19 protein-coding genes and 2 pseudogenes are annotated in these 21,082 nt (G+C 71.7%); 12 read left to right on the top strand and 9 right to left on the bottom strand.

Annotated features, from left to right (window positions below; genetic code table 11):
* The first annotated feature begins 37 nt into the window (after window positions 1-37).
* Complete coding sequence (locus AC07F0_RS12415; protein WP_478977656.1) at window positions 38-826, top strand: MBL fold metallo-hydrolase; 789 nt, start codon at window positions 38-40, stop codon at window positions 824-826.
* Window positions 827-833: 7 nt separating this feature from the next.
* Here the strand turns inward: AC07F0_RS12415 and AC07F0_RS12410 are convergent, their stop codons facing one another.
* On the bottom strand, window positions 834-1,484 hold the full coding sequence (locus AC07F0_RS12410) for a dihydrofolate reductase family protein (protein ID WP_436731350.1): 651 nt from the start codon (window positions 1,482-1,484) through the stop codon (window positions 834-836).
* A 135-nt stretch (window positions 1,485-1,619) separates the two neighbouring features.
* Window positions 1,620-1,985, bottom strand: a complete 366-nt coding sequence (locus tag AC07F0_RS12405; RefSeq protein WP_478977653.1) for a cupin domain-containing protein — start codon at window positions 1,983-1,985, stop codon at window positions 1,620-1,622.
* Between the two features lie 245 nt (window positions 1,986-2,230).
* On the opposite strand from AC07F0_RS12405, the gene AC07F0_RS12400 reads away from it, so the two are divergent.
* From AC07F0_RS12400 to rbsD, 5 genes are all read left to right on the top strand, one after another.
* Window positions 2,231-3,298, top strand: coding sequence for a LacI family DNA-binding transcriptional regulator (locus tag AC07F0_RS12400; RefSeq protein ID WP_478977650.1), 1,068 nt, complete (start codon window positions 2,231-2,233; stop codon window positions 3,296-3,298).
* Window positions 3,295-4,845 (top strand): sugar ABC transporter ATP-binding protein, encoded by a 1,551-nt coding sequence (locus AC07F0_RS12395; RefSeq protein WP_478977647.1) that lies wholly within the window; start codon window positions 3,295-3,297, stop codon window positions 4,843-4,845. The genes AC07F0_RS12400 and AC07F0_RS12395 overlap by 4 nt, the downstream gene beginning before the upstream one ends.
* A complete protein-coding gene (locus tag AC07F0_RS12390; protein WP_478977644.1) occupies window positions 4,835-6,784 on the top strand; it encodes an ABC transporter permease/substrate-binding protein in 1,950 nt (649 codons plus the stop codon). The genes AC07F0_RS12395 and AC07F0_RS12390 overlap by 11 nt, the downstream gene beginning before the upstream one ends.
* A 75-nt stretch (window positions 6,785-6,859) precedes the next feature.
* Entirely contained in the window at window positions 6,860-7,762 is a 903-nt protein-coding gene (locus AC07F0_RS12385; protein WP_478977641.1) for a ribokinase, read from the top strand.
* Window positions 7,759-8,148 (top strand): D-ribose pyranase, encoded by a 390-nt coding sequence (gene rbsD, locus AC07F0_RS12380; protein WP_436731344.1) that lies wholly within the window; start codon window positions 7,759-7,761, stop codon window positions 8,146-8,148. The genes AC07F0_RS12385 and rbsD overlap by 4 nt, the downstream gene beginning before the upstream one ends.
* 222 nt (window positions 8,149-8,370) lie before the next feature.
* Here the strand turns inward: rbsD and AC07F0_RS12375 are convergent, their stop codons facing one another.
* Together AC07F0_RS12375 and AC07F0_RS12370 are read right to left on the bottom strand one after the other, a co-directional pair.
* Window positions 8,371-8,874: a GNAT family N-acetyltransferase gene (locus tag AC07F0_RS12375; protein WP_478977639.1), complete on the bottom strand. Its 504-nt coding sequence runs from the start codon at window positions 8,872-8,874 to the stop codon at window positions 8,371-8,373.
* Window positions 8,875-8,930: 56 nt separating this feature from the next.
* Window positions 8,931-9,644, bottom strand: coding sequence for a GNAT family N-acetyltransferase (locus tag AC07F0_RS12370; RefSeq protein ID WP_478977636.1), 714 nt, complete (start codon window positions 9,642-9,644; stop codon window positions 8,931-8,933).
* 86 nt (window positions 9,645-9,730) lie between these two features.
* On the opposite strand from AC07F0_RS12370, the gene AC07F0_RS12365 reads away from it, so the two are divergent.
* Together AC07F0_RS12365 and AC07F0_RS12360 are read left to right on the top strand one after the other, a co-directional pair.
* Entirely contained in the window at window positions 9,731-10,927 is a 1,197-nt protein-coding gene (locus AC07F0_RS12365) for an AAA family ATPase (RefSeq protein WP_478977633.1), read from the top strand.
* Between the two features lie 168 nt (window positions 10,928-11,095).
* Window positions 11,096-12,590: pseudogene (locus tag AC07F0_RS12360) on the top strand (vWA domain-containing protein).
* Window positions 12,591-12,810: 220 nt separating this feature from the next.
* Here AC07F0_RS12360 and AC07F0_RS12355 read toward each other — a convergent pair.
* Together AC07F0_RS12355 and AC07F0_RS12350 are read right to left on the bottom strand one after the other, a co-directional pair.
* Window positions 12,811-13,614, bottom strand: coding sequence for a sugar phosphate isomerase/epimerase family protein (locus AC07F0_RS12355; protein ID WP_478977630.1), 804 nt, complete (start codon window positions 13,612-13,614; stop codon window positions 12,811-12,813).
* Between the two features lie 44 nt (window positions 13,615-13,658).
* Window positions 13,659-14,591 carry a bifunctional helix-turn-helix transcriptional regulator/GNAT family N-acetyltransferase gene (locus tag AC07F0_RS12350; protein ID WP_478978221.1) on the bottom strand — a complete coding sequence of 311 codons (933 nt, stop codon included), beginning with the start codon at window positions 14,589-14,591 and terminating at the stop codon, window positions 13,659-13,661.
* A gap of 213 nt (window positions 14,592-14,804) precedes the next feature.
* On the opposite strand from AC07F0_RS12350, the gene AC07F0_RS12345 reads away from it, so the two are divergent.
* On the top strand, window positions 14,805-15,377 hold the full coding sequence (locus tag AC07F0_RS12345) for a dihydrofolate reductase family protein (protein WP_478977627.1): 573 nt from the start codon (window positions 14,805-14,807) through the stop codon (window positions 15,375-15,377).
* A 24-nt stretch (window positions 15,378-15,401) separates the two neighbouring features.
* Here the strand turns inward: AC07F0_RS12345 and AC07F0_RS12340 are convergent.
* Window positions 15,402-15,689: pseudogene (locus AC07F0_RS12340) on the bottom strand (transposase family protein); the annotation flags it as partial.
* A gap of 92 nt (window positions 15,690-15,781) precedes the next feature.
* Window positions 15,782-16,831, bottom strand: a complete 1,050-nt coding sequence (locus tag AC07F0_RS12335; RefSeq protein WP_478977624.1) for a LacI family DNA-binding transcriptional regulator — start codon at window positions 16,829-16,831, stop codon at window positions 15,782-15,784.
* Window positions 16,832-17,121: 290 nt separating this feature from the next.
* On the opposite strand from AC07F0_RS12335, the gene AC07F0_RS12330 reads away from it, so the two are divergent.
* From AC07F0_RS12330 to AC07F0_RS12320, 3 genes are read left to right on the top strand one after another with little or no spacing between them, the layout of a single operon-like run.
* Window positions 17,122-18,273, top strand: coding sequence for a Gfo/Idh/MocA family protein (locus AC07F0_RS12330; protein WP_478977621.1), 1,152 nt, complete (start codon window positions 17,122-17,124; stop codon window positions 18,271-18,273).
* Window positions 18,270-19,439, top strand: a complete 1,170-nt coding sequence (locus tag AC07F0_RS12325) for a dihydrodipicolinate synthase family protein (RefSeq protein WP_478977619.1) — start codon at window positions 18,270-18,272, stop codon at window positions 19,437-19,439. Before AC07F0_RS12330 ends, AC07F0_RS12325 begins: the two co-directional genes overlap by 4 nt.
* A gap of 35 nt (window positions 19,440-19,474) precedes the next feature.
* Window positions 19,475-20,272 (top strand): sugar phosphate isomerase/epimerase family protein, encoded by a 798-nt coding sequence (locus AC07F0_RS12320; RefSeq protein WP_478978218.1) that lies wholly within the window; start codon window positions 19,475-19,477, stop codon window positions 20,270-20,272.
* Window positions 20,273-20,340: 68 nt separating this feature from the next.
* Here AC07F0_RS12320 and AC07F0_RS12315 read toward each other — a convergent pair whose 3' ends face one another.
* Window positions 20,341-20,970 carry a GNAT family N-acetyltransferase gene (locus tag AC07F0_RS12315; protein WP_436730018.1) on the bottom strand — a complete coding sequence of 210 codons (630 nt, stop codon included), beginning with the start codon at window positions 20,968-20,970 and terminating at the stop codon, window positions 20,341-20,343.
* Between the last annotated feature and the right edge of the window lie 112 nt (window positions 20,971-21,082).

Below are 21,082 nucleotides of genomic sequence, written 5' to 3'. Positions count from 1 at the left end.
TCACGGTTCGAACGCATCTATCCGTGAGGATTCCTTCATGTCTGCGCTTTCCGCGACGTCCGCCCCGTTCCCCGTCCGCGTGTTCGGCGGCCCGACCGCCCTCTTCGAGTACGGCGGCCTGCGCTTCCTGACCGACCCGACCTTCGACGGCCCCGGCGACCACCAGGCACCGGCCGTCGTGCTGACCAAGACCGCCCCCTCCGCCGGCTCGCCCGCCGAACTCGGTCCCGTCGACGTGGTGCTCCTCTCGCACGACGAGCACGCCGACAACCTCGACACCTCCGGCCGGGCCCTGCTCGCCGAGGTCCCGCTCACCCTCACCACCCCCGGGGGCGGACAGCGCCTCGGTGCGAAGGCCACGGGCCTGGCCGACTGGCAGTCCGTCGAGCTCGACCGCCCCGACGGCGGCACGGTCACCGTCACGGGCGTGCCCGCCATCCACGGCCCCGGCTCCCGCGAGGAGGTCGAGCCGATAACCGGCCAGGTCGTCGGGTTCGTCCTGACCGGCGAGGGCCTGCCCACCGTCTACGTCAGCGGCGACAACGCCTCACTGGACGCGGTGAAGGAGGTCGCCGAGCGCTTCGCCCCGGTGGACACCGCCATCCTGTTCGCCGGCGCCCCGCGCTTCGCCGACATCTTCGACGGAAAGGTCGTCGTCCTGGACAGCGCCATGGCCGCCGAGGCCACGCGGATCCTCGGCGCCCGCCGGGTCGTCCCCGTCCACTACGACAGCTGGGCCCACTTCACCGAGGGCCGTGACGAGTTGGAGGCCGCTTTCACCGCCGCCGGGCTCGTCGACCGGCTGGACTGGAGCAAGGACGCCTGACCTGCCGTCACTTCCTCCAGAACAGGTGATGGACCACCCCACTGGGGCTCGGCACCACATCGCAGTGGAAGCGGTCGAACAGCTCCTCGGGGGACTCCCAGAGCCGTGAGCCGGACCCGATGACCACGCCGGGCGAGACCGCCACGTGCAGCGTGTCCACCAGGTCGGCGTCGAGGAACTCCCGGATGGTGGCCGCCCCGCCGCCGAGCCGGACATCCTTGCCGCCGGCCGCCTCGCGCGCCTGCTCCAGGACGTCGGCCGGGTCGCCGCCGACGAAGTGGAACGTGGTGTCGGACAGCGTGAACGAGGGGCGCTCGTGGTGGGTCATGACGAACACCGGCGTATGGAACGGCGGCTCGTCGCCCCACCAGCCCCGCCACTCGTGGTTCTGCCACGGCCCGCGATGGGGGCTGAACTTGTTGCGGCCCATGATCTCGGCGCCGATGTTGTTGGCGAAGTCGCGTGTGAAGTAGTCGTCGAGACCGCGGCTCCCGCCGGGGTCGGTGCGGTTCGGCCAGCTCGCCGTGGCGCCGGCCCAGGCGAACATCTGTCCCGGGTCGGCGTGGCCGAACGGGCGCTCCAGGCTCTGGTGCTCACCGGCACCGAACCCGTCGCTCGAGACGTTGAAGTTCTGTACTCGCAGTAGCTGGTGGGGCACGGGGTTCCTCCTGTTGTCGACGAGAGGTGGACCGCCCGGGCCGGCGAAACTCATCGGGGGACCGGCGGTTTCCTTCGCTCATCGACGGTCCGTCAGCCCTCGCTCTCGGCTCATCGGTGGCCCGTCGCCCCCGGCTCACCCGGCCTGCGCGACCACGTGCTCGATCACCTGGTGGAAGTCCTCGCTCGGCGAGAACTCCACGAACTCGCTGTCCTCCAGGGCGACCGGCACGTGACCGGGGCCCCAGTAGTACGCCTGTCCCGCCTCGTACTCCTCCTCGCCGGAGGCCGTGCGCATCCTGATCCGGCCCTTCAGCAGATAGCCCCAGTGGGGGCACTGGCACGCGTCGTCGGGCAGGCCCTTGAGGGCCGGGCCCATGTCCGTGCCCTGGGGCAGGCTGATATAGCCCACCGACATGCCGCCCCCGAACGGCATGAGGCGCAGTTCCACGCCGTTGCCCTCGAGGGCCACGGGTACGTCGTTGCGAGTCGCCGCCGTCATGTCTCCTCCGCTCCGGCCCGCCCGGGCCTCGCGACAACGGATCTCCTCCCTCCACCCTGAACCGCCACGGAGCGGCCCGCGACATCACGATCCGGTCAAGAGGCCCCGTCGGGGTCTTGATTTACCGGCGTGTAATCGATTCCATCCACCCGTCGATGTAATCGATTCCACGCGTACTTCGGCGCGTGCCTCCACACCTGAGGGCACGTGCTCCCACGACTGATCCACAAGGAGGTGGAGCGGCGGTGGCCAGCATCAAGGACGTCGCTGCCGAGGCCGGCGTATCCGTCGCCACGGTCTCGCGCGTCCTGAACGACCACCCGTCGGTCAGCGCCGACGCACGCACCCGCGTGCTGGCCGCCGTCGAGTCCCTGGGCTACCGCCCGAACGCCGTCGCCCGCTCACTGCGCACCGACCAGACCCACACCCTCGGCCTGGTCATCAGCGACGTACTGAACCCGTACTTCACCGAACTGGCCCGCTCCGTCGAGGAGGAGGCCCGCGCGCTGGGCTACAGCGTCATCATCGGCAACGCCGACGAGCGGCCCGACCTCCAGGACCACCACGTGCGCAACCTGCTGGACCGGCGGATCGACGGGCTGCTCGTCTCCCCGACGGACGGCGGCTCGCCGCTGATGCTGGACGCGGCCCGGGCGGGAACGCCCATGGTATTCGTGGACCGGTGGATCCCGGGCGTGGACGTGCCGGTGGTCCGGGCGGACGGACAGACCGCAGTCCGGGACCTCGTGGCGCATCTGTACGGGCTCGGGCACCGGCGGGTCGCGATCATCGCGGGCCCGGCGGCGACCACGACCGGACGCGAGCGTGTGGAGGCCTTCCGGGACGCCCTGAAGGAGTACGGGCTCGGCCTCCCCGACGCCTACATAGGGCAGGGCGACTTCCAGGCCGAGAGCGGGCGCCAGGTCACCGAGGGGTTCCTCGACCTGGCCGAGCCGCCCGAGGTGGTGTTCGCGGCCGACAACCTGATGGCGCTCGGCGCGCTGGACGCCGTACGCGCGCGTGGCCTGCGCGTGCCGGACGACATCGCGCTGGCCGCGTTCGACGACATCCCCTGGTTCGTGCACACCGATCCGCCGGTCACCGCGATCGCCCAGCCGACCGGCGAGCTGGGGCGCGCCGCCGTGCGCGCGCTGGTCGACCGGATCGAGGGGCGGCCCGGCGAGTCCGTCACCCTTCCCGCCCGGCTCGTCGTACGCCGCTCGTGCGGCGAGCCGCATCCGGCCTCCCCGGAGCCGGACTCTGCACAGGCCCCCGCTGTGCAGCCCCCCGCAAAGAACAGGAGCCATTCGTGAGCAACGCGGACGAGTTGCTGCGCATCGAGGGCATACGCAAGACCTTCCCGGGTGTGGTCGCGCTGGACGGCGTGGACTTCGACCTGCGCCGGGGCGAGGTGCATGTGCTGCTCGGTGAGAACGGCGCGGGCAAGAGCACCCTCATCAAGATGCTCTCCGGCGCCTACACGCCCGACGCCGGGCGGATCCTGGTCGGCGGCGAGGAGGTGCGCATCCAGGGTGCGCAGGACTCCGAGCGGCTCGGGATCGCCACCATCTACCAGGAGTTCAACCTCGTTCCGGATCTGACGGTCGCCGAGAACCTCTTCCTGGGGCGGCAGCCGCGCCGGTTCGGGGTGATCGACCGGAAGCGGATGGAGTCCGACGCCGAAGCCCTCCTCGCGCGCGTGGGCGTAGCCGTGTCGCCCCGCGCGCGGGTGCGCGACCTCGGCATCGCGCGCCTGCAGATGGTCGAGATCGCCAAGGCGCTCAGCCTGGACGCGCGGGTGCTCATCATGGACGAACCGACCGCCGTGCTCACCGCCGAGGAGGTCGACAAGCTCTTCGCGATCGTGCGCGCGCTGCGCGGGGACGGCGTCGGGGTCGTCTTCATCACGCATCACCTGGAGGAGATCGCCGCCCTGGGTGACCGGGTGACGGTCCTCCGGGACGGCAGGAGCGTCGGGCAGGTGCCCGCCGCCACGCCCGAGGACGAACTCGTCCGGCTCATGGTGGGGCGCTCGATCGAGCAGCAGTATCCGCGCGAACGGGCCGATCGCGGCCCCGCGTTGCTGTCCGTCGAGGGACTCACCCGCGACGGCGTCTTCCACGACGTCAGCTTCGAGGTGCACGCCGGCGAGGTCGTCGGCATCGCCGGACTGGTCGGCGCCGGCCGAACTGAGGTCGTGCGGGCCGTGTTCGGGGCGGACCCGTACGACAAGGGGGCCGTGAAGGTCGCCGGTTCCGCCGTCCGCAAGTACGACGTCAACGCGGCGATGACCGCGGGCATCGGGCTCATCCCCGAGGACCGCAAGGGCCAGGGCCTGGTGCTGGACGCGTCGGTCGAGGAGAACCTCGGTCTGGTGACGCTGCGGTCCGCCACGCGTGCGGGGCTCGTCGACCTCAAGGGGCAGCGCGAGGCCGCCGAGCGGATCGCGGGGCAGCTCGGGGTACGGATGGCCGGGCTCGGCCAGCACGTGCGCACGCTGTCCGGCGGCAACCAGCAGAAGGTCGTCATCGGCAAGTGGCTGCTCGCCGACACCAAGGTGCTGATCCTCGACGAGCCGACGCGCGGCATCGACGTCGGCGCCAAGGTCGAGATCTACCAACTGGTCAACGAACTCACCGCCGCAGGCGCGGCCGTCCTGATGATCTCCAGCGACCTGCCCGAGGTGCTCGGCATGAGCGATCGGGTGCTGGTGATGGCCCAGGGCCGGATCGCCGGCGAACTCTCGGCCGACGAGGCGACCCAGGACGCCGTGATGGCACTCGCCGTCAGCACTCCGACGAGCACGACCACGACCTCGACCACGACCACGACCGGAACGGAGGCCTCCCGTGGCCACTGACACGCTCAAGAGCACGACGGGCGCGGGTGACGCCTCGGCCGGCCTGCGCCGTCTCCTGCTCGACAACGGCGCGCTCACCGCGCTCATCGTCCTCGTCGTCGCGATGTCGGCGCTGTCCGGCGACTTCCTGACGACGGACAACCTCCTGAACGTCGGCATCCAGGCGGCCGTCACCGCCATCCTCGCCTTCGGCGTCACCTTCGTCATCGTCTCGGCGGGCATCGACCTGTCGGTCGGCTCGGTCGCCGCGCTCTCGGCCACGGTCCTCGCGTGGAGCGCCACCTCGGCGGGCGTCCCCGTGTTCCTCGCCGTCCTGTTCGCCCTGGCGACGGGTATCGCGTGCGGCCTGGTCAACGGCATCCTGATCTCCTACGGCAAGCTGCCGCCGTTCATCGCGACGCTGGCCATGCTGTCGGTGGCCCGCGGTCTGCTGCTGGTCATCTCCGAGGGCTCGCCGATCGCCTTCCCCGACTCCGTCTCCCGCCTCGGGGACACGCTCGGCGGCTGGCTGCCGGTGCCGTTGCTCGTCATGGTCGTGATGGGCCTGATCGCCGCGTTCGTGCTCGGCCGGACCTACATCGGCCGCTCGATGTACGCGATCGGCGGCAACGAGGAGGCCGCGCGGCTGTCCGGCCTGCGCGTGAAGAGGCAGAAGCTCGCGATCTACGCCTTCTCGGGCGTCTTCGCCGCCGTCGCCGGTGTCGTCCTCGCCGCCCGGCTGTCCTCCGCACAGCCGCAGGCCGCCGACGGCTACGAGCTGGACGCGATCGCCGCGGTCGTCATCGGCGGCGCCTCCCTCGCGGGCGGTACGGGCAAGGCGTCCGGCACGCTGATCGGCGCGCTGATCCTGGCCGTGCTGCGCAACGGGCTGAACCTGCTGAACGTGTCGGCGTTCTGGCAGCAGGTCGTCATCGGCGTCGTCATCGCGCTGGCCGTGCTGCTCGACACCGCGCGCCGCAAGGCCGGAGTGCCCCCGGTCGCGGCCGGCGCCGGCGGCGACAAGGGCAGGCAGGCGGTGACGTACGCGCTCGCGGCCGTCGTCACCGTCGCGATCGTCGGCGCCACGTCCTTCCTGCACAACGGCTCCTCCTCGGCGAGCACGCCGAAGATGGGCCTGTCGCTGTCCACCCTCAACAACCCCTTCTTCGTGCAGATCCGGGCGGGTGCCCAGGCCGAGGCGAAGAAGCTGGGCGTGGACCTGACCGTCACGGACGCGCAGAACGACGCCTCCCAGCAGGCCAACCAGCTCCAGAACTTCACCACGTCCGGGCTCGGCGCGATCATCGTCAACCCGGTCGACTCGGACGCGGCGAGCAACTCGGTGAAGGCCGCCGGCCAGGCGAAGATCCCGGTCATCGCCGTCGACCGCGTCGTCAACAACGCCAGGACCGACACCCTGGTCGCCTCCGACAACGTCACCGGCGGTGAACTCGCCGCGAAGACCATCGCCGACAGGCTGGGCGGCAAGGGCAAGATCGTGATCCTCCAGGGCCAGGCCGGCACCTCCGCCGCCCGTGAGCGCGCCCAGGGCTTCGCGAACGGCCTCAAGGCCTACCCGGGCATCCAGGTGGTGGCCCAGCAGCCCGCGGACTTCGACCGCACCAAGGGCCTCGACGTGATGTCGAACCTGCTCCAGGCCCACCCGGACGTCCAGGGCGTCATCGCCGCCAACGACGAGATGGCGCTCGGCGCGATCAAGGCCCTGGGCTCCAAGGCCGGCAAGTCGGTCTCGGTGGTCGGCTTCGACGGCACGCCTGACGGGCTGAAGGCGGTCGAGGGCGGCACGCTGTACGCGTCCGTGGCGCAGCAGCCGTCCCAGCTCGGGAAGATCGCCGTGGACAACGCGCTGAAGGCACTCCAGGGGAAGAAGGTCGAGGAGACGGTGAAGGTGCCGGTGAAGGTGGTCACGAAGGAGAACGTGGCCGGCTTCAGCGGCTGACATCGGGGAACGGCGGGCGGTCACCCACGGTTGGTGGGGCCGCCCGCCCATGTCACTCACGTGGGGAGACAACTCATGTACGACTACGACCTCCTGGTCGTGGGGTCGGCCAACGCCGACCTGGTGATCGGTGTCGAGCGCCGGCCCGGTGCCGGCGAGACCGTGCTCGGCTCCGACCTGGCCGTCCACCCGGGCGGCAAGGGCGCGAACCAGGCGGTCGCGGCCGCCCGGCTCGGAGCCCGTACGGCTCTGCTGGCCCGGGTCGGCGACGACGCCTACGGCCGGCTGCTGCTCGACTCGCAGCGCTCGGCCGGCGTGGACACGGTGGGTGTCCTGGTGGGCGGTGCGCCGACCGGGGTCGCGCTGATCACGGTCGACCCGTCCGGGGACAACAGCATCGTGGTCTCGCCGGGCGCGAACGGCCGGCTGGCCCCGGAGGACGTCAGCGCCGCCGGGAGCCTCTTCCATGCCTCCCGGGTGGTCTCGGCGCAGTTGGAGATCCCGCTGGAGACGGTGGTGGAGGTCGTACGGAACCTGGCGCCGGAGAGCCGTTTCGTGCTGAACCCCTCGCCGCCGCGGCCCCTTCCGCGGGAGGTGCTGGCGGCGTGCGACCCGCTGATCGTCAACGAGCACGAGGCGAAGGTGATCCTGGGCTCGGCCGCCGTGGGGGACAGCCCGGAGGACTGGGCGCGGATCCTGCTCGCGAAGGGCCCGCGGTCGGTGGTGGTGACGCTGGGTGCGGAGGGCGCGCTGGTCGCCTCGGCGAAGGGTGTCTCCCGGGTGCCGTCCGTGAAGGTGAGCGCCGTGGACACGACCGGCGCGGGGGACGCGTTCACCGCCGCGCTGGCCTTCCGGCTGGGGGCGGGTGAGTCCCTCGCGGAAGCGGCCGCGTACGCGGCGCGGGTCGGGGCGGTGACCGTGACGAAGGAGGGCGCGCAGGCGTCCTTCCCGACGGCGGCGGAGGTCGCCGCACCGTGAAGCGGAACGGAATACTGAACCGTCATCTCGCCGGAGCGCTGGCCGAGCTGGGCCACGGGGACGGGGTGCTGGTGTGCGACGCGGGCATGCCCATTCCCGACGGCCCCCGGGTGGTGGACCTCGCCTTCCGGGCCGGGGTGCCGGCGTTCGCCGAGGTGCTGGAGGGGCTGCTGGCGGAGCTGGTGGTCGAGGGGGCGACGGCGGCGACGGAGGTGAGGGAAGCGAACCAGGAGGCTTCGGACCTCCTGGACGGGCACTTCCCGTCACTGGACCTGGTGTCGCACGAGCGGCTCAAGGAGCTGTCGGCCGGGGCCCGGCTGATCGTCCGCACGGGCGAGGCACGGCCGTACGCCAACGTGCTGCTGAGGTGCGGCGTCTTCTTCTGAGGCTTCCTCTGTATGAGGCTTCATCTCATGACGCTTCTTCTTCAAGGGGGCCCGGTCCGTCGACCGGGCCCCCTCGGCTTTCCCCTCCCGTCAGAACCCCCGCGATCCCCCCAGATCCCCTCCCAGAAAGCCCTGACGCCATGTACGACCCGCGGAGGACAGAAAGGGTTGCACGGCTGGACAAGATTTTCTTGCCGGATTCTTGCCGGATACTTGGAAAGATCACCGCGCCGGCCGCGTCAGCACGCGGGTGAGGCCGCCGTCGTCCTCCTCGACGTCCCTGACGTGCGCGAATCCGGTCCGGCCGAGCAGGCGCAGGGAGGCCTCGTTCTCCGCGGCGACGGTGGCGTGCACCTCGGTCAGCCCGAGCGTGTCGAAGCCGTACCGGACGAGCGCCTCCGCCAGCTCCGTCCCGAGTCCGCTCCCCCAGACCTCCGGGGCCAGGGCGTAGACGATCTCGTGACCGTCGACCGCGTCCGTCCGCTTGATCTCCGCGTGCCCGACCAGTCGCCCGCCACGCCGGACCGCCCACACGTCGAACAGGTCCTGGGCGTAGACCTTGGTGAAGATCCGCCCGAACAGGGCCCGGTCGTCCGCCTCGGCAGCGGGGCCGTCCCCCATCCACCGGGAGACCCTGGTGTCCTGGAAGAGGGCGACGAAGTCCTCCTCGTCCTCCCATGTGTAGGCGTCGAGGAGCAGGCGGGCGGTGCGCAGGGTCGGGGGCATGGGGGGTGACGCTAGCCATGCGGGCAGGGGGGTGCAACGCACTTTCCGCGGGAACGTCACGGGGTGCGGAAGCCGCGGAACGTCACCTGCTTCCGGCTGGTGAAGCCGAGTCGTTCGTAGAGGGCGATCGCTTCGGTGTTCGCGTCGGCCACGTGCAGGAAGGGGCGTCGGCCTTGGGCCAGGATCCGGGTGACGAGGCCGGTGACCAGGCGGTTGGCGTGGCCTCGCCCGCGTGCCTCGGGGGCCGTGCAGACGGCGCTGATCTCGGTCCATTCCGGCGGCCGGAGCCGCTCGCCCGCCATGGCGACCAGCCTTCCGCCGTCGCGGACGCCGAGGTAGGTGCCGAGGTCCCGGGTACGCGGCCAGAACGGCCCCGGCCGGGTTCGTGCGGCCAGGTCGAGCATCTCGGGCACATCGGCTTCGCCGAGTTCGACCACGCCGGGGCCGGTCGCCGAACGCGTCTCATCGGGCCGGCGGCCGGCGGGCCAGATCATCTGGCGGCCTTCCAGGACGAAGACCGGCTCCCAGTCCGGCGGTGGGGTCGCCGGGCAGCTGAACATGTCGGCGAACGCGTCCCGGCCGAGGAGCCGTGCGAGATCGGCCCAGTCCGCCGCGTCGGCTTCGGCGGGTACCGCCGAGAAGGTCGCGACCTCCGGCAGGTAGGTGGCGGCCCGGCCGGCCCGGCGTCCGAGCTCCGCGTGGCGGCCGCGCAGCGACTCGCCCACCGGGTCGTCGAGTGCCGTGGTGTCACCGCTGTCGCCGTTCGTCATCGTGAACCAGGCTACCTTTCATTTCGTCGTGAGTTCGGGGCGCGGGGTTCGTCTCGTCGGACCGAAACGGCGTCGCAGTAAAGGAGTTGAACGTGGACGCGCAGGACACCGCCAAGCGACTGCGGCTGATCGGCGACGAGATGGCGGAGCGGTTCTACGAGCGGGCCGATGTCGTGCGGACGCTGGTGGTGACGCTGCTGGCCGGGCAGCACTCGCTGGTGCTCGGGCCGCCCGGGACGGCGAAGTCCGAGATGGCGCGGGAGCTCACGGGCCGGATCGAGGGCGCGGCCTACTGGGAGATCCTGCTGTCGAAGTTCACCGCGCCGACGAGGATGTTCGGCCCCATCGACGTCGCCGCGCTGGCCCGGGGCGAGTACCGCCAGGTCTACGACGGCCGCGCCACCACCGCGCATGTCGCGTTCATCGACGAGATCTTCAAGTGCTCCACCGCGGCGCTGAACGAGACGCTGGGTTATCTCAACGAGCGGATCTACCATCCCGAGAACGGTGGCGAGCCGATCCGCTGCCCCCTCATCGGTGCCATCACGGCGAGCAACGAACTGCCGAGTGAGGACGACGCGGCGGCGATCTACGACCGGCTGCTGGTGCGGATCGAGGTCGGGTACCTGGAGAATCCGTCGAACTTCGCCGCGCTCGTACGGTCCGCCGTCCGGCAGCCGGCGGCACCGGCCAGGACCACCGTCGAGCTGGCCGCGTTGGAGCACGCGGTGCGCGAAGCCGTCCCGGCCGTGGACGTCCCGGACGCGATCGTGGACGCGGTGTGCACGCTGCGCGCCGCCCTGCGCCGCAAGGAACTCGTCGCCTCAGACCGCCGCTGGCGGCAGTCGGTGGGGCTGCTCCAGGCCTCCGCCTACCTCGACGGCCGCCCGGCGGTCGACGAGAGCGACCTGTCGCTGCTGACGCACGTGCTGTGGGACTCCCCCGCCGACCGCCCCACCGTCGAACGCGAGGTGCTGCACCTGGTCAACCCCGACGCCAAGGAGGCCCTCGACCTGGCCGACACCATCGACGAGCTGGAGGCGCAGCTCGACGCCATGGCCGGGCAGTCCCGCGAGGCGCTGAGCGACTGGGTCATCAAGAAGGCCCACAACAGGCTCGCCACGGCGGGCAAGAGGCTGGAGAAGCTGCGCGATGAGGCCGTGGCAGCGGGCCGCTCCACCGCCGCCATCGACCGGGTCACCGGCCGCCAGCGCGCCGTCCGCGCCCGGGTTCTCACCGAGGCCCTCGGTGTGGACGCGAGCACGGTGCAGGCGCAACTCTGAATCCGGGAGTGACGGGCGACCGTGGACGGGGCTTCGAGCGGGCCGGAGGAACTGGGCGGGCTGGACGGGCTGGACGAACTGACGAGCCTGGCCGGGAAATGGCTGGGGCTGTCCTCCGCCGTGCCCGGGCGGCACACCGCGGTCGTGGTCGCGGACCGGTTCGACCGCATGACCTGGCGCGACACCTACGAGCAGTCGGCCGCGCTGCGCGAGCTGGCCGAGGAGCTGGACGGGTGCCACGCCCACGCCACGGACCTGCTGACGGATGTGTTCCTGGCCGCCTACAAGTCGGTCCCTCGGTTGCGCGAGCCCGCCGAGATGGCTCCCTCCCGGCTGGCCGACCACCAGGTCGTCACCGCGCTGGTGGAGTCACCGGGGTTCACCGAGCTGCGCCGGGAGACGGCGGGCGACCCCTACGCCGCCGCCATGGCCGTACTCGCCCAGGCCGCCGCGGGGGCTGCTGGAGCGCACCCGTGGGGCCCGGGAATGGGCAGGGCAGGCGGAACAGGGACGGCAGGCCGCCGAAGACGCGGCGTCCTCCGTGGCCGAGGCGCTGCGGCACGCCGCCGAAGAGGCCGGGCAGGACGGCAGCGTGCCCGCTCCGGCCGTCGAGGCCGTACGCCAGGCTGTCGAGACCGCCGAAGCCGCCGAGGCCGCCGCGCGGCAGGCCACCCGGGACGCCGCACGGGCCCTCGGGGTGGCGGCCCCCGGCGTCCGGGCGGGTGCGCGGAGCGCGGCGGCGAAGGCCGCGGAGGCCGTGCGGCAGGAGTCCTCGCTGATGCGGGCGTGGGGCGTCGGCCCCGGTGAGCTGGAGCGGATGCCGTTCGACGAGCGCGCCCGGCTCGCCGAGCGGTTGCGCACCGGCCGGCTCGCGCGGTGGGCCGAGCTGATCGGCCGCTTCCGGCAGATGGCCCGTGGCGAACGCGCCCGCAAGGTGGAGAACACCACCGGGGAACTGGTCGGCGTGACACTCGGCAACGACCTCTCCCGGGTCATCCCCTCCGAGCTGGCGGGCCTCGGTGTGCCCGAGCTGCGTGCGGTGTTCGCCGTGCGTTACGCCGCCGGGGAACTGATGCTCTACGACAGTCAGGGGGAGCAGTCCACCGGCCAAGGCGCGATCATCGCGTGCGTGGACACCTCGCACTCGATGTACGAGGCCGGGCCCGGCGGGATCACACGGGAGGCCTGGGCCAAGGGGTGCGCCCTGGCGCTGCTGGACCAGGCGCGCGAGGCGGGGCGCGACTTCGTCGGCATCCTGTTCTCCGCCCCCGGCCGGATCCAGGTCTTCCGCTTCCCGGCCGGCCGGTCCGCCGGCACGGGCCGGGTCGTCGACTTCGCGGAGACCTTCCTGGGCGGCGGCACGAGCTACCAGACGCCGCTGTCGGCGGCCGGCGAGCTGCTCGAGCAGGAGTTCGGCGACACGGCCCGCAGGCGCGGCGACATCGTGATGATCACCGACGACGACTGCGGCGTCACGGAGGAGTGGATGCGCCGCTGGAACGACGCCAAGCGCCGGCTGGGCTTCCGGGTGTTCGGCGTGGTCGTCGGCGCCCCGCGCGTCGGCGAGGCCGGCTCGGTGCTGGAGGCGCTGTGCGACAACCTCCGCTCCGTCGAGGACCTCACCGACGTCCACGCCGCCGCGGACCTGTTCCGCGTGATCTGACCCCGCCGGGCGGTTGCCGAGCCGATCCGGGCCGCCGCAATCCCGAATCCCGGCCGGGCCTCCCGGGCCCGTTCGGGGGCTGCCGCAATGCGGCCGAGCCGTCCGGGCCCGAGTGGCTGGGCGGTCGCGACGTGAACGAGCCGGTCAGGGGCTGTCGCGATGCGGGCGGCCGTCCGTCCCCGAGCCCGGTCACACGCTCCGCGGAACAGGCGCGCCCCCGTCACGCCGATTCGTTCAGCAAGCGACTCAGATGTTCGCGGCCCGGGCCCAGCAGGTCGGGCAGGTCGGGGACCGACTCGTACCAGCGCTTCTCGTACTCCCAGCACAGCCAGCCGTCCCAGCCGTGCCGGGAGAGGATCTCCACGCACTCGGCCAGCGGCAGGACGCCCGCGCCGAGCGGCAGCGGGGTCGTGTCCTCGGCGGAGGCGATGTCCTTGACCTGGACGTAGCCGAGGTGCGGGGCGAGCGCCGCGTAAGTCTCCGAGGGCTGTTCGCCGCCCAGCCAGGTGTGCATCACGTCCCACAGCGCGCCCACCTGGCGGTGGCCGACCAGCCCGAGGACCCGCATCGCGTCGGCGGCGGTGCGGTGCGAGTCGTGGGTCTCCAGGAGGATGCGGACGCCCAGGTCGTTCGCGTACTCGGCGGCCGTGCCCAGCCGCCGGGCGGCCGTCGCGTCGGCCTCCTCGGGGGTCTGGACGTCCAGGTCGCCGCCGGGGAAGACCCGGATGTACGGGGCGCCGAGATCGCGGGCCAGGTCGAGGAGGGAGCGGATCTCGGCCAGGACGGGTTCGTCGTCGCCCGGCGCGGCGACGCGCGCGTAGCCCGCCAGGCCCAGGAGTTCTACGCCCGACCCCTTGAACTCTGCCGCGACATCGGTTCGTTCAGCGGAGCCGAGGCCGGGGTGGACCGGTTCCTCGGGGTGGGCGCGCAGCTCCACGCCGTGGTAGCCGTGCGCGGTCGCGAGCCGCAGGACGTCGGGCAGGGGCAGGCCGGGGACACCGAGGGTGGAGAACGCCAGCTTCATGTGGACGGACCCTACCCGGCACCCCTGCCGGCGACTCCCCTTCGTCACTCGGGTGTTGCGAGAAGATCCAGCCGCCAGTCCTGGCCGACCAGGTCCTGGCCGAAGGAGCGGTGCGGTTTCTCGGCGACCAGCACGAAGCCGTGGCGCTGGTAGATGCGTCGGGCCGCGGTGAGGATGTCGTTGGTCCACAGGACGACCTCGCGGTAACCGGCCTCGCGCGCGAAGGCGACGACGGCCCCGACCAGCCGGTCCCCGATGCCCAGGCCGCGCGCGTCCGGCTCGACGAGCAGCAGCCGGAGCCGGGCGGCACCCGGCGCGTCGTCCCGTACGACCATGACGCACCCCACCGGACGGCCGTCCAGCTCGGCGATCCACGTCCGCTCCAGATGCGGGTCGTGGTTCTCGGCGTACTCGGCGACGATCCGGGCGACCAGGCCCTCGTAGTCGAGGTTGAAGCCGTACTCGGCGGCGTACACCGCGGCGTTGCGCTGCACGATCCAGCCGAGATCGCCGGGGGCGGGATCGCGCAGGACGACGTCCTCGGGGCGTGGTGCCCGGCCCTCGCCCAGGATCGTCCGGACGGTCCGCATCGCCTCCGCCAGCCGCGGCCGGTCCTCGGAGCGCACGGTGTCCAGCATCGCCCCGACCGTCTCCCGCGCCCGCTCGTCGAGAAGCGCGGCGGCCTCCCGGCCGCGTTCGGTGAGGGAGACACTGCGGCGGCGCGGGTCCGTCTCGGACGGGCCGCGCTCGACCAGCCCGTCCTCCTCGAACTTGTTCAGGATGCGGCTCAGGTACCCGGCGTCCAGGTGCAGCTGCGTCCGCAGGTCGGCGGCGTCCGTGCGCGGCGCGTGCGCGAGTTCGTAGAGCACGCGGGACTCGGTGAGGGTGTAGGGCGCGTAGAGGTGACGGCCGTAGTCGAGCGCGCCGATGACGTTCGTGTAGAAGCGGTTGAAGGAGCGGATGTCCTGGACGGTCATGGCCACGACCCCCGATGTTTGACTCAGTCAGAGCTTCCCGTCGAGGTCGAGCCTAGACTTCCAGGACAGCCGGCGCCAGGCAGGGTGACGGCCGATGAGTTTCCCGGTGATCCGCAGTCAGAGATCATGGTTGGTGCGTCGCAGCCGCGAGTGCGGTGGGAGCGTACCGGCTGATTCCGTCGCGAACCGGACACGAGACACCGAGGAACCTAGATGCGTACCCTGATCAGCACCGCTTTCATCTCGCTCGACGGTGTCGTGGAGGCCCCGGGCGGCGAGCCCGGTTACCGGAACTCCGGGTGGACCTTCAAGGGCATCGAGTTCCTCCCCGAGGCATTCGAGATCAAGGGCCGGGAACAGAAGGAAGCCACCGCCATGCTGATGGGCCGGACCAGCTACGAGGCGTTCAGCCCCGTGTGGCCCGACATGGAGGACTTCGCCGACTACAAGGTGATGCCGAAGTACGTCGTCTCCACCACCCTCACCGAGGACGACCTGGTGTCGAACTGGGGCGAGACGACGATCCTGCGCTCGCTCGACGACGTCGCCGCGCTGAAGGAGACCGAGGGCGGTCCGATCATCGTCCACGGCAGCGCCTCCCTGAACCAGGGCCTTTCGGACGCCGGTCTGATCGACCGTTACCACCTGCTGGTCTTCCCGCTCCTGCTCGGCGCGGGCAAGCGGCTCTTCAGCGCCACGGACAAGGACACCCAGAAGCTGAAGCTCGTCGAGCACGAGGTCTATGCCAACGGTCTGCAGAAGAACGTCTTCGACGTCGTCCGCTGACGAGGCTCCCGCACCCGCCCTGCCGTAGGCCTTTTCCGCCAGGACGACGTCCGGCCTGGTGCGCGGACGCCCCGTCGCCGGGGAACGCGCAGACGGCCATGACGTCGGTGAAGGCGGGCGCATCACCGGCCTGTCGGCGGTGAGAAAGAACGCGGAGGGGTGGCAGCGGGCATCGGCTGCGAGGTGGATCCCGGTGGTCGGCCGACCGCGGGACCGGCCGATGGCGTGGTCGGCCCCTTCGCGGACCGGGCCCCTGAGGGCCCCGGCCGCGTGCTGGTGAGCGCGCACGATCGTGGCGTCCACCACGGCCCAGGTCGGTTTCGACTCCTGGAACACCACCGGCGTCCGCGCCCGCCCAGCCCGGAGGTCGCGGCCCCCAGCAGGCCCGGGCGGGAACGCCGAGGTCAGGAAACCCGCGGCACCCCGGAGGAACTCCGCACCATCAACTCCCCCCGCACCGACGCGATCCCCCCGGGCGGCGCCTCCTCCCGCCCCATGGCGATCCGGCCGGCCCGCGCCCCGGCCTCCGCCAGCGGCAACCGCACCGTCGTCAGCGCGGGCACCGCGTCGATGCTGAACGGCAGATCGTCGAACCCGGCCACCGACACGTCCTCCGGAATCCGCAGCCCGGAGTCCCGCAGCGCGGCGCACGCCCCCAGCGCGACGGAGTCGTTCGCGGCGACGACCACCGTCAGCGACGGGTCGCGCCGCAGCAGTTCCAGCGTCGCCTCATAGCCGGACCGCCGGTCGTAGCGCCCGTGCACCGTCCACCGGGGGTCCTCCTCGATGCCGTGCGCGGCGAGGGCGGCACGGTGCCCCTCCAGCCGGTGCCGGGTGGTCGTCCGTTCCTCCGGGCCCGCGATGTAGCCGAGCCGCCGGTGCCCGAGCCCGATCAGGTGCTCGGTGAGCTCCTGCCCGCCTCCGCGGTTGTCGAAGGTCAGGGCGATCGCCCCGGTCCCCGGCGCCGGCGGGCGTCCGCACAGCACGACCCGCGTTCCGGCGTCGGCCAGCTTCCGCACCTTGGTATCCATGGCCGCCTGGTGCGCCGCGTCCTCGATCGCCCCGCCGGTCAGCACCACGGCCGCCGCCCGCTGCCGCTGCAACAGCGTGAGATACGTCAGTTCCCGCTCGGGAGAGCCCCCCGTGTTGCAGACCACCGCGAGTCTCTCCCCGCCCGCGCGGCCGCCCGGCCCGCCGATCTCGGCCTGGATCGCGCTCGCCATGATCCCGAAGAACGGGTCGGCGATGTCGTTCACCAGGATCCCGACCAGGTCGGAGGTGGCGGCGGCCAGGGCGCTCGCGGGCCCGTTGAGCACGTAGTCCAGCTCGTCCACGGCCTTCAGCACCCGCTCCCGGGTGGATGCGGCCACGGGGTAGTTCCCGTTCAGCACGCGCGACACCGTCGCGGGCGAGACCTGCGCGCGGGCCGCCACGTCCGCCAGGGTCACCGTCATCTCGTCGTCCTCCGGTCGCGCATCTCGTCGTCCGCCCTCGTCCACATACAGAGTCGCCCTCGTACACATACAGACCTGTGGCCTTGGTTCCGCCAGACCTGTGGCCATGGTTCCGAGCAGACCTTAAGCCCCCGACCCCGGGTTGTTCGCCCCCTCGAACAACTCGTCCTGGTCACGGTCTTGTCCGGACCGCGGTTCAGAGGCTAGCTTCTTCATGTATAGAAAGCGCTTGCTGTAACGCTCATCAGTGGGGCGTACGCGGCGCGACGACCGCGTACGAAGGGAACGACGTGACACGCAAGACGGTGCGTATCGCCATGAACGGCGTGACCGGGCGCATGGGCTACCGCCAGCACCTGGTCCGCTCCATCCTCGCCCTCCGCGAGCAGGGCGGCCTCGACCTCGGCGACGGCACCGTGCTGTGGCCCGAGCCGATCCTGGTCGGCCGCCGTGAGCACGCGCTCAAGGCGCTGGCCGAGCAGCACGGGCTGGAGCACGTCTCGACCGACCTGGACGCGGTCCTCGCCGACGAGACGGTGGACATCTACTTCGACTCCCAGGTCACCTCCGCCCGCGAGGAGGCGCTCAAGAAGGCCATCGCGGCCGGCAAGCACATCTACACCGAGAAGCCCACGGCCACCTGCCTCGACGGCGCCCTGGCCCTGGCCCGCCTGGCGAACGAGGCCGGCATCAAGCACGGCGTCGTCCAGGACAAGCTCTTCCTCCCCGGCCTGCTCAAGCTGAAGCGCCTCATCGACGGCGGCTTCTTCGGCCGGATCCTGTCCGTGCGCGGCGAGTTCGGCTACTGGGTCTTCGAGGGCGACTGGCAGGCCGCCCAGCGCCCGTCCTGGAACTACCGCGCCGAGGACGGCGGCGGCATCGTCGTCGACATGTTCCCGCACTGGGAATACGTCCTGCACGAGCTGTTCGGCCGCGTGAAGTCCGTCCAGGCCATCGCCACCACCCACATCCCGCAGCGCTGGGACGAGAACGGCAAGCCCTACGACGCCACCGCCGACGACGCCGCGTACGGCATCTTCGAGCTGGAGGGCGGCGCGATCGCCCAGATCAACTCCAGCTGGGCCGTGCGCGTCAACCGCGACGAGCTCGTCGAGTTCCAGGTGGACGGCACCGAGGGCTCGGCCGTCGCGGGCCTGCGCAACTGCCGCGTCCAGCACCGCTCGGCCACGCCCAAGCCCGTCTGGAACCCGGACATCCCCGCCACCGAGGTCTTCCGCGACCAGTGGCAGGAGATCCCGGACAACGCCGAGTTCGACAACGGCTTCAAGGCGCAGTGGGAGCTCTTCCTCAAGCACGTCTACGCCGACGCCCCCTACCACTGGGACCTGCTGGCCGGTGCCCGTGGTGTCCAGCTCGCCGAGCTGGGCCTGAAGTCCTCGGCCGAGGGCCGCCGTATCGACGTACCGGAGATCCAGCCGTGACCATCCGACTCCCGGACAGCAACGGGGCGACGCGGACGTACGAGCCGCGCACCGAACCGCTCCTGGTGAGCCCCGGCACGCCCTTCACCTCCCGCACGGTCTACTCGGCGGCACACGTCGTCGCCGACCCGTACGCGGACGTCTCGCCCGACTCGCCCGCCGCCGTCGACTGGGACGCCACGCTGGCCTTCCGCCGCCACCTGTGGTCGCACGGGCTGGGCGTCGCCGAGGCGATGGACACCGCCCAGCGCGGCATGGGCCTGGACTGGGCCGGCGCGGCGGAGCTGATCCGCCGGTCGGCGGCGGAGGCGAAGTCGGTCGGCGGCCTGATCGCCTGCGGTGTGGGCACCGACCAGCTGTCGGCCACCGAGATCGGCTACCCGTACAGCCTGGCGGAGATCCGCGCCGCGTACGAGGAGCAGCTCGCGGTCGTCGAGGAGTCCGGCGCGCGGGCGATCCTGATGGCCTCCCGGGCCCTGGCGGCGGTCGCCAAGGGGCCGGAGGACTATCTGGAGGTCTACGGCCACCTGCTCCGCCAGGCGTCCGAGCCGGTGATCCTGCACTGGCTCGGCCCGATGTTCGACCCGGCGCTGGAGGGCTACTGGGGCGCGACGGACCTGGACGCCGCCACCCACACCTTCCTGGACGTCATCGCCGCCCACCCGGACAAGGTCGACGGCATCAAGGTCTCGCTGCTGGACGCGCAGCGCGAGATCGACATCCGCCGCCGTCTGCCGCAGGGCGTGCGCTGCTACACGGGCGACGACTTCAACTACCCCGAGCTGATCGCCGGCGACGAACAGGGCTTCAGCCACGCCCTGCTGGGCATCTTCGACCCGCTGGGCCCGCTGGCGGCGGAGGCGGTCCGGGTGCTCGACACGGGGAACACGCAGGGCTTCCGCGATCTGCTGGACCCCACGGTCGGACTCTCCCGGCACCTCTTCCAGACCCCGACCCGCTTCTACAAGACGGGCGTGGTGTTCCTGGCCTGGCTGGCCGGCCACCAGTCCCACTTCACGATGGTCGGCGGCCTCCAGTCGGCCCGTTCGCTGCCGCACCTCGCGAAGGCGTACGAACTCGCCGACGGTCTGGGCCTGTTCCCCGACCCGAAGCTGGCGGAGGAGCGGATGAAGAACCTGCTGAGCGTGTACGGGGTGGACCAGTGAGCGCCGCGGAGCTGGAGCGCTTCTCCATCAACCAGATGACGGTGAAGCAGCTGTCGATTCCGGAACTGGTCGAGTGCTGCGGCCAGTTGGGCGTCACCAACGTCGGTCTGTGGCGCGAGCCGGTCCAGTCGTACGGCCTGGAGGCCACGGCCAAGCTGGTGCGGGACGCGGGCCTGACGGTGACAACGTTGTGCCGGGGCGGCTTCTTCACGGCGATCGACCCTCAGGAGCGCGCCGAGGCCCTGGCCGACAACCGCCGGGCGATCGACGAGGCGGCGACGCTGGGCACCGACACCCTGGTCCTGGTCTCGGGCGGACTCCCGGCGGGTTCGAAGGACCTGCACGGGGCCCGCGAACGCATCGCGGACGCCCTGTCGGAGCTGGGCCCCTACGCGGAGCGGCACGGCGTCCGCCTGGCCATCGAGCCGCTGCACCCGATGTACGCCTCCGACCGCTGCGTGGTGTCGACGCTGGGCCAGGCCCTCGACCTCGCCGAACGCTTCCCGGCGCACCAGGTCGGGGTCACGGTCGACACGTACCACATCTGGTGGGACGACACGGCTCCCGCGCAGATCGCCCGGGCGGGCGCGGGCGGCCGGATCCACACCTTCCAGCTCGCCGACTGGACGACTCCGCTCCCGCAGGGCGTGCTGACCGGCCGCGGCCAGATCGGCGACGGCTCGATCGACATGCGGGAGTGGCAGCGGTACGTGGAGGCCGCGGGCTACACCGGTGCCATCGAGGTGGAGTTGTTCAACGACGGGCTGTGGGCGAGGGACGGACGGGAGGTGCTGGCCGAGACGGCGGAGCGGTTCGTCGAACACACCTCGTGAGCCGAGCACACCCTGTGAGCCGAGCACACCTGTGATCCGTCACGGTCGTAGGCCACGCCCCCGCCGGCCTACGACCGTGCCAGGAACCCGTTCACCCGTTCCTCAAGCCGCTGCCGGCACCGCGGCCATTCCGGTGCCGTCACCGAGAAGATCGCCGAGTCGCGCAGCCGTCCTTCCTCACCGGGAGCCCATGACCGGGACCAGTTCCGCAGCACGCCCTCGAAGCGGGCTCCCACACTCTCGATGGCCGCGCGGGAACGGCTGTTGCGGGCATCGGTCTTCAGGTCGACGCGCGACACGCCCCACTCCTCGAAGGCGTGCCGGAAGAGGAGGAGCTTCGCCTCGGCGTTCACGCCCGTGCCCTGGGCCGAACGGGCGAGCCAGGTGAAGCCGACCTCCACGGCGTCGAGTCGGTCGTCGGTGAGCCAGGAGCGTGGCTCCCAGTAGGCCGTGGCGCCGACCGCCCGTCCCGTGGCCGTCGAGATCTGCGCGTAGGGCGCGAGCCGCCCCGTCGCCGCGCGGGCGAGTTGCGCGTCGATGTAGGCGTCCACCTCGTCGGCAGCCGGTACCCAGGTGAAGGCGTAGGTCTCCCGGTCCTCCGTCGCCGCCATCGCCAACTCGGCGGCGTGCCGGTGGCCCAAGGGCTCCAGACGGACCAGAGCACCCTCCAGGACGGGTCCTTCCAGTGCGAAGCTCACGCGGGCAAGCCTTCCGTACGCGGCCCGGACCGTCGAACGAATTACCCGGCACCCCGCAGCCGGAGGCTCGGCGAGCAGTGGCCGGAAGCGGTGGCTCATCCGCCCCGTCGAA

The organism is Streptomyces sp. NPDC045955 (assembly GCF_056430805.1).
This window is presented reverse-complemented; position numbering and strand designations above follow the sequence as displayed.

Bases quoted from the DNA above. Each gene is read 5' to 3' on its own strand.
- AC07F0_RS12355 (WP_478977630.1), bottom strand. From the start codon at position 13,614: ATGAAGCTGGCGTTCTCCACCCTCGGTGTCCCCGGCCTGCCCCTGCCC.
- AC07F0_RS12385 (WP_478977641.1), top strand. From the start codon at position 6,860: ATGTACGACTACGACCTCCTGGTCGTGGGGTCGGCCAACGCCGACCTG.
- AC07F0_RS12415 (WP_478977656.1), top strand. From the start codon at position 38: ATGTCTGCGCTTTCCGCGACGTCCGCCCCGTTCCCCGTCCGCGTGTTC.
- AC07F0_RS12335 (WP_478977624.1), bottom strand. From the start codon at position 16,831: ATGACGGTGACCCTGGCGGACGTGGCGGCCCGCGCGCAGGTCTCGCCC.
- AC07F0_RS12370 (WP_478977636.1), bottom strand. From the start codon at position 9,644: ATGACGAACGGCGACAGCGGTGACACCACGGCACTCGACGACCCGGTG.
- AC07F0_RS12405 (WP_478977653.1), bottom strand. From the start codon at position 1,985: ATGACGGCGGCGACTCGCAACGACGTACCCGTGGCCCTCGAGGGCAAC.
- AC07F0_RS12375 (WP_478977639.1), bottom strand. From the start codon at position 8,874: ATGCCCCCGACCCTGCGCACCGCCCGCCTGCTCCTCGACGCCTACACA.
- AC07F0_RS12345 (WP_478977627.1), top strand. From the start codon at position 14,805: ATGCGTACCCTGATCAGCACCGCTTTCATCTCGCTCGACGGTGTCGTG.
- AC07F0_RS12320 (WP_478978218.1), top strand. From the start codon at position 19,475: ATGACGGTGAAGCAGCTGTCGATTCCGGAACTGGTCGAGTGCTGCGGC.
- AC07F0_RS12350 (WP_478978221.1), bottom strand. From the start codon at position 14,591: ATGACCGTCCAGGACATCCGCTCCTTCAACCGCTTCTACACGAACGTC.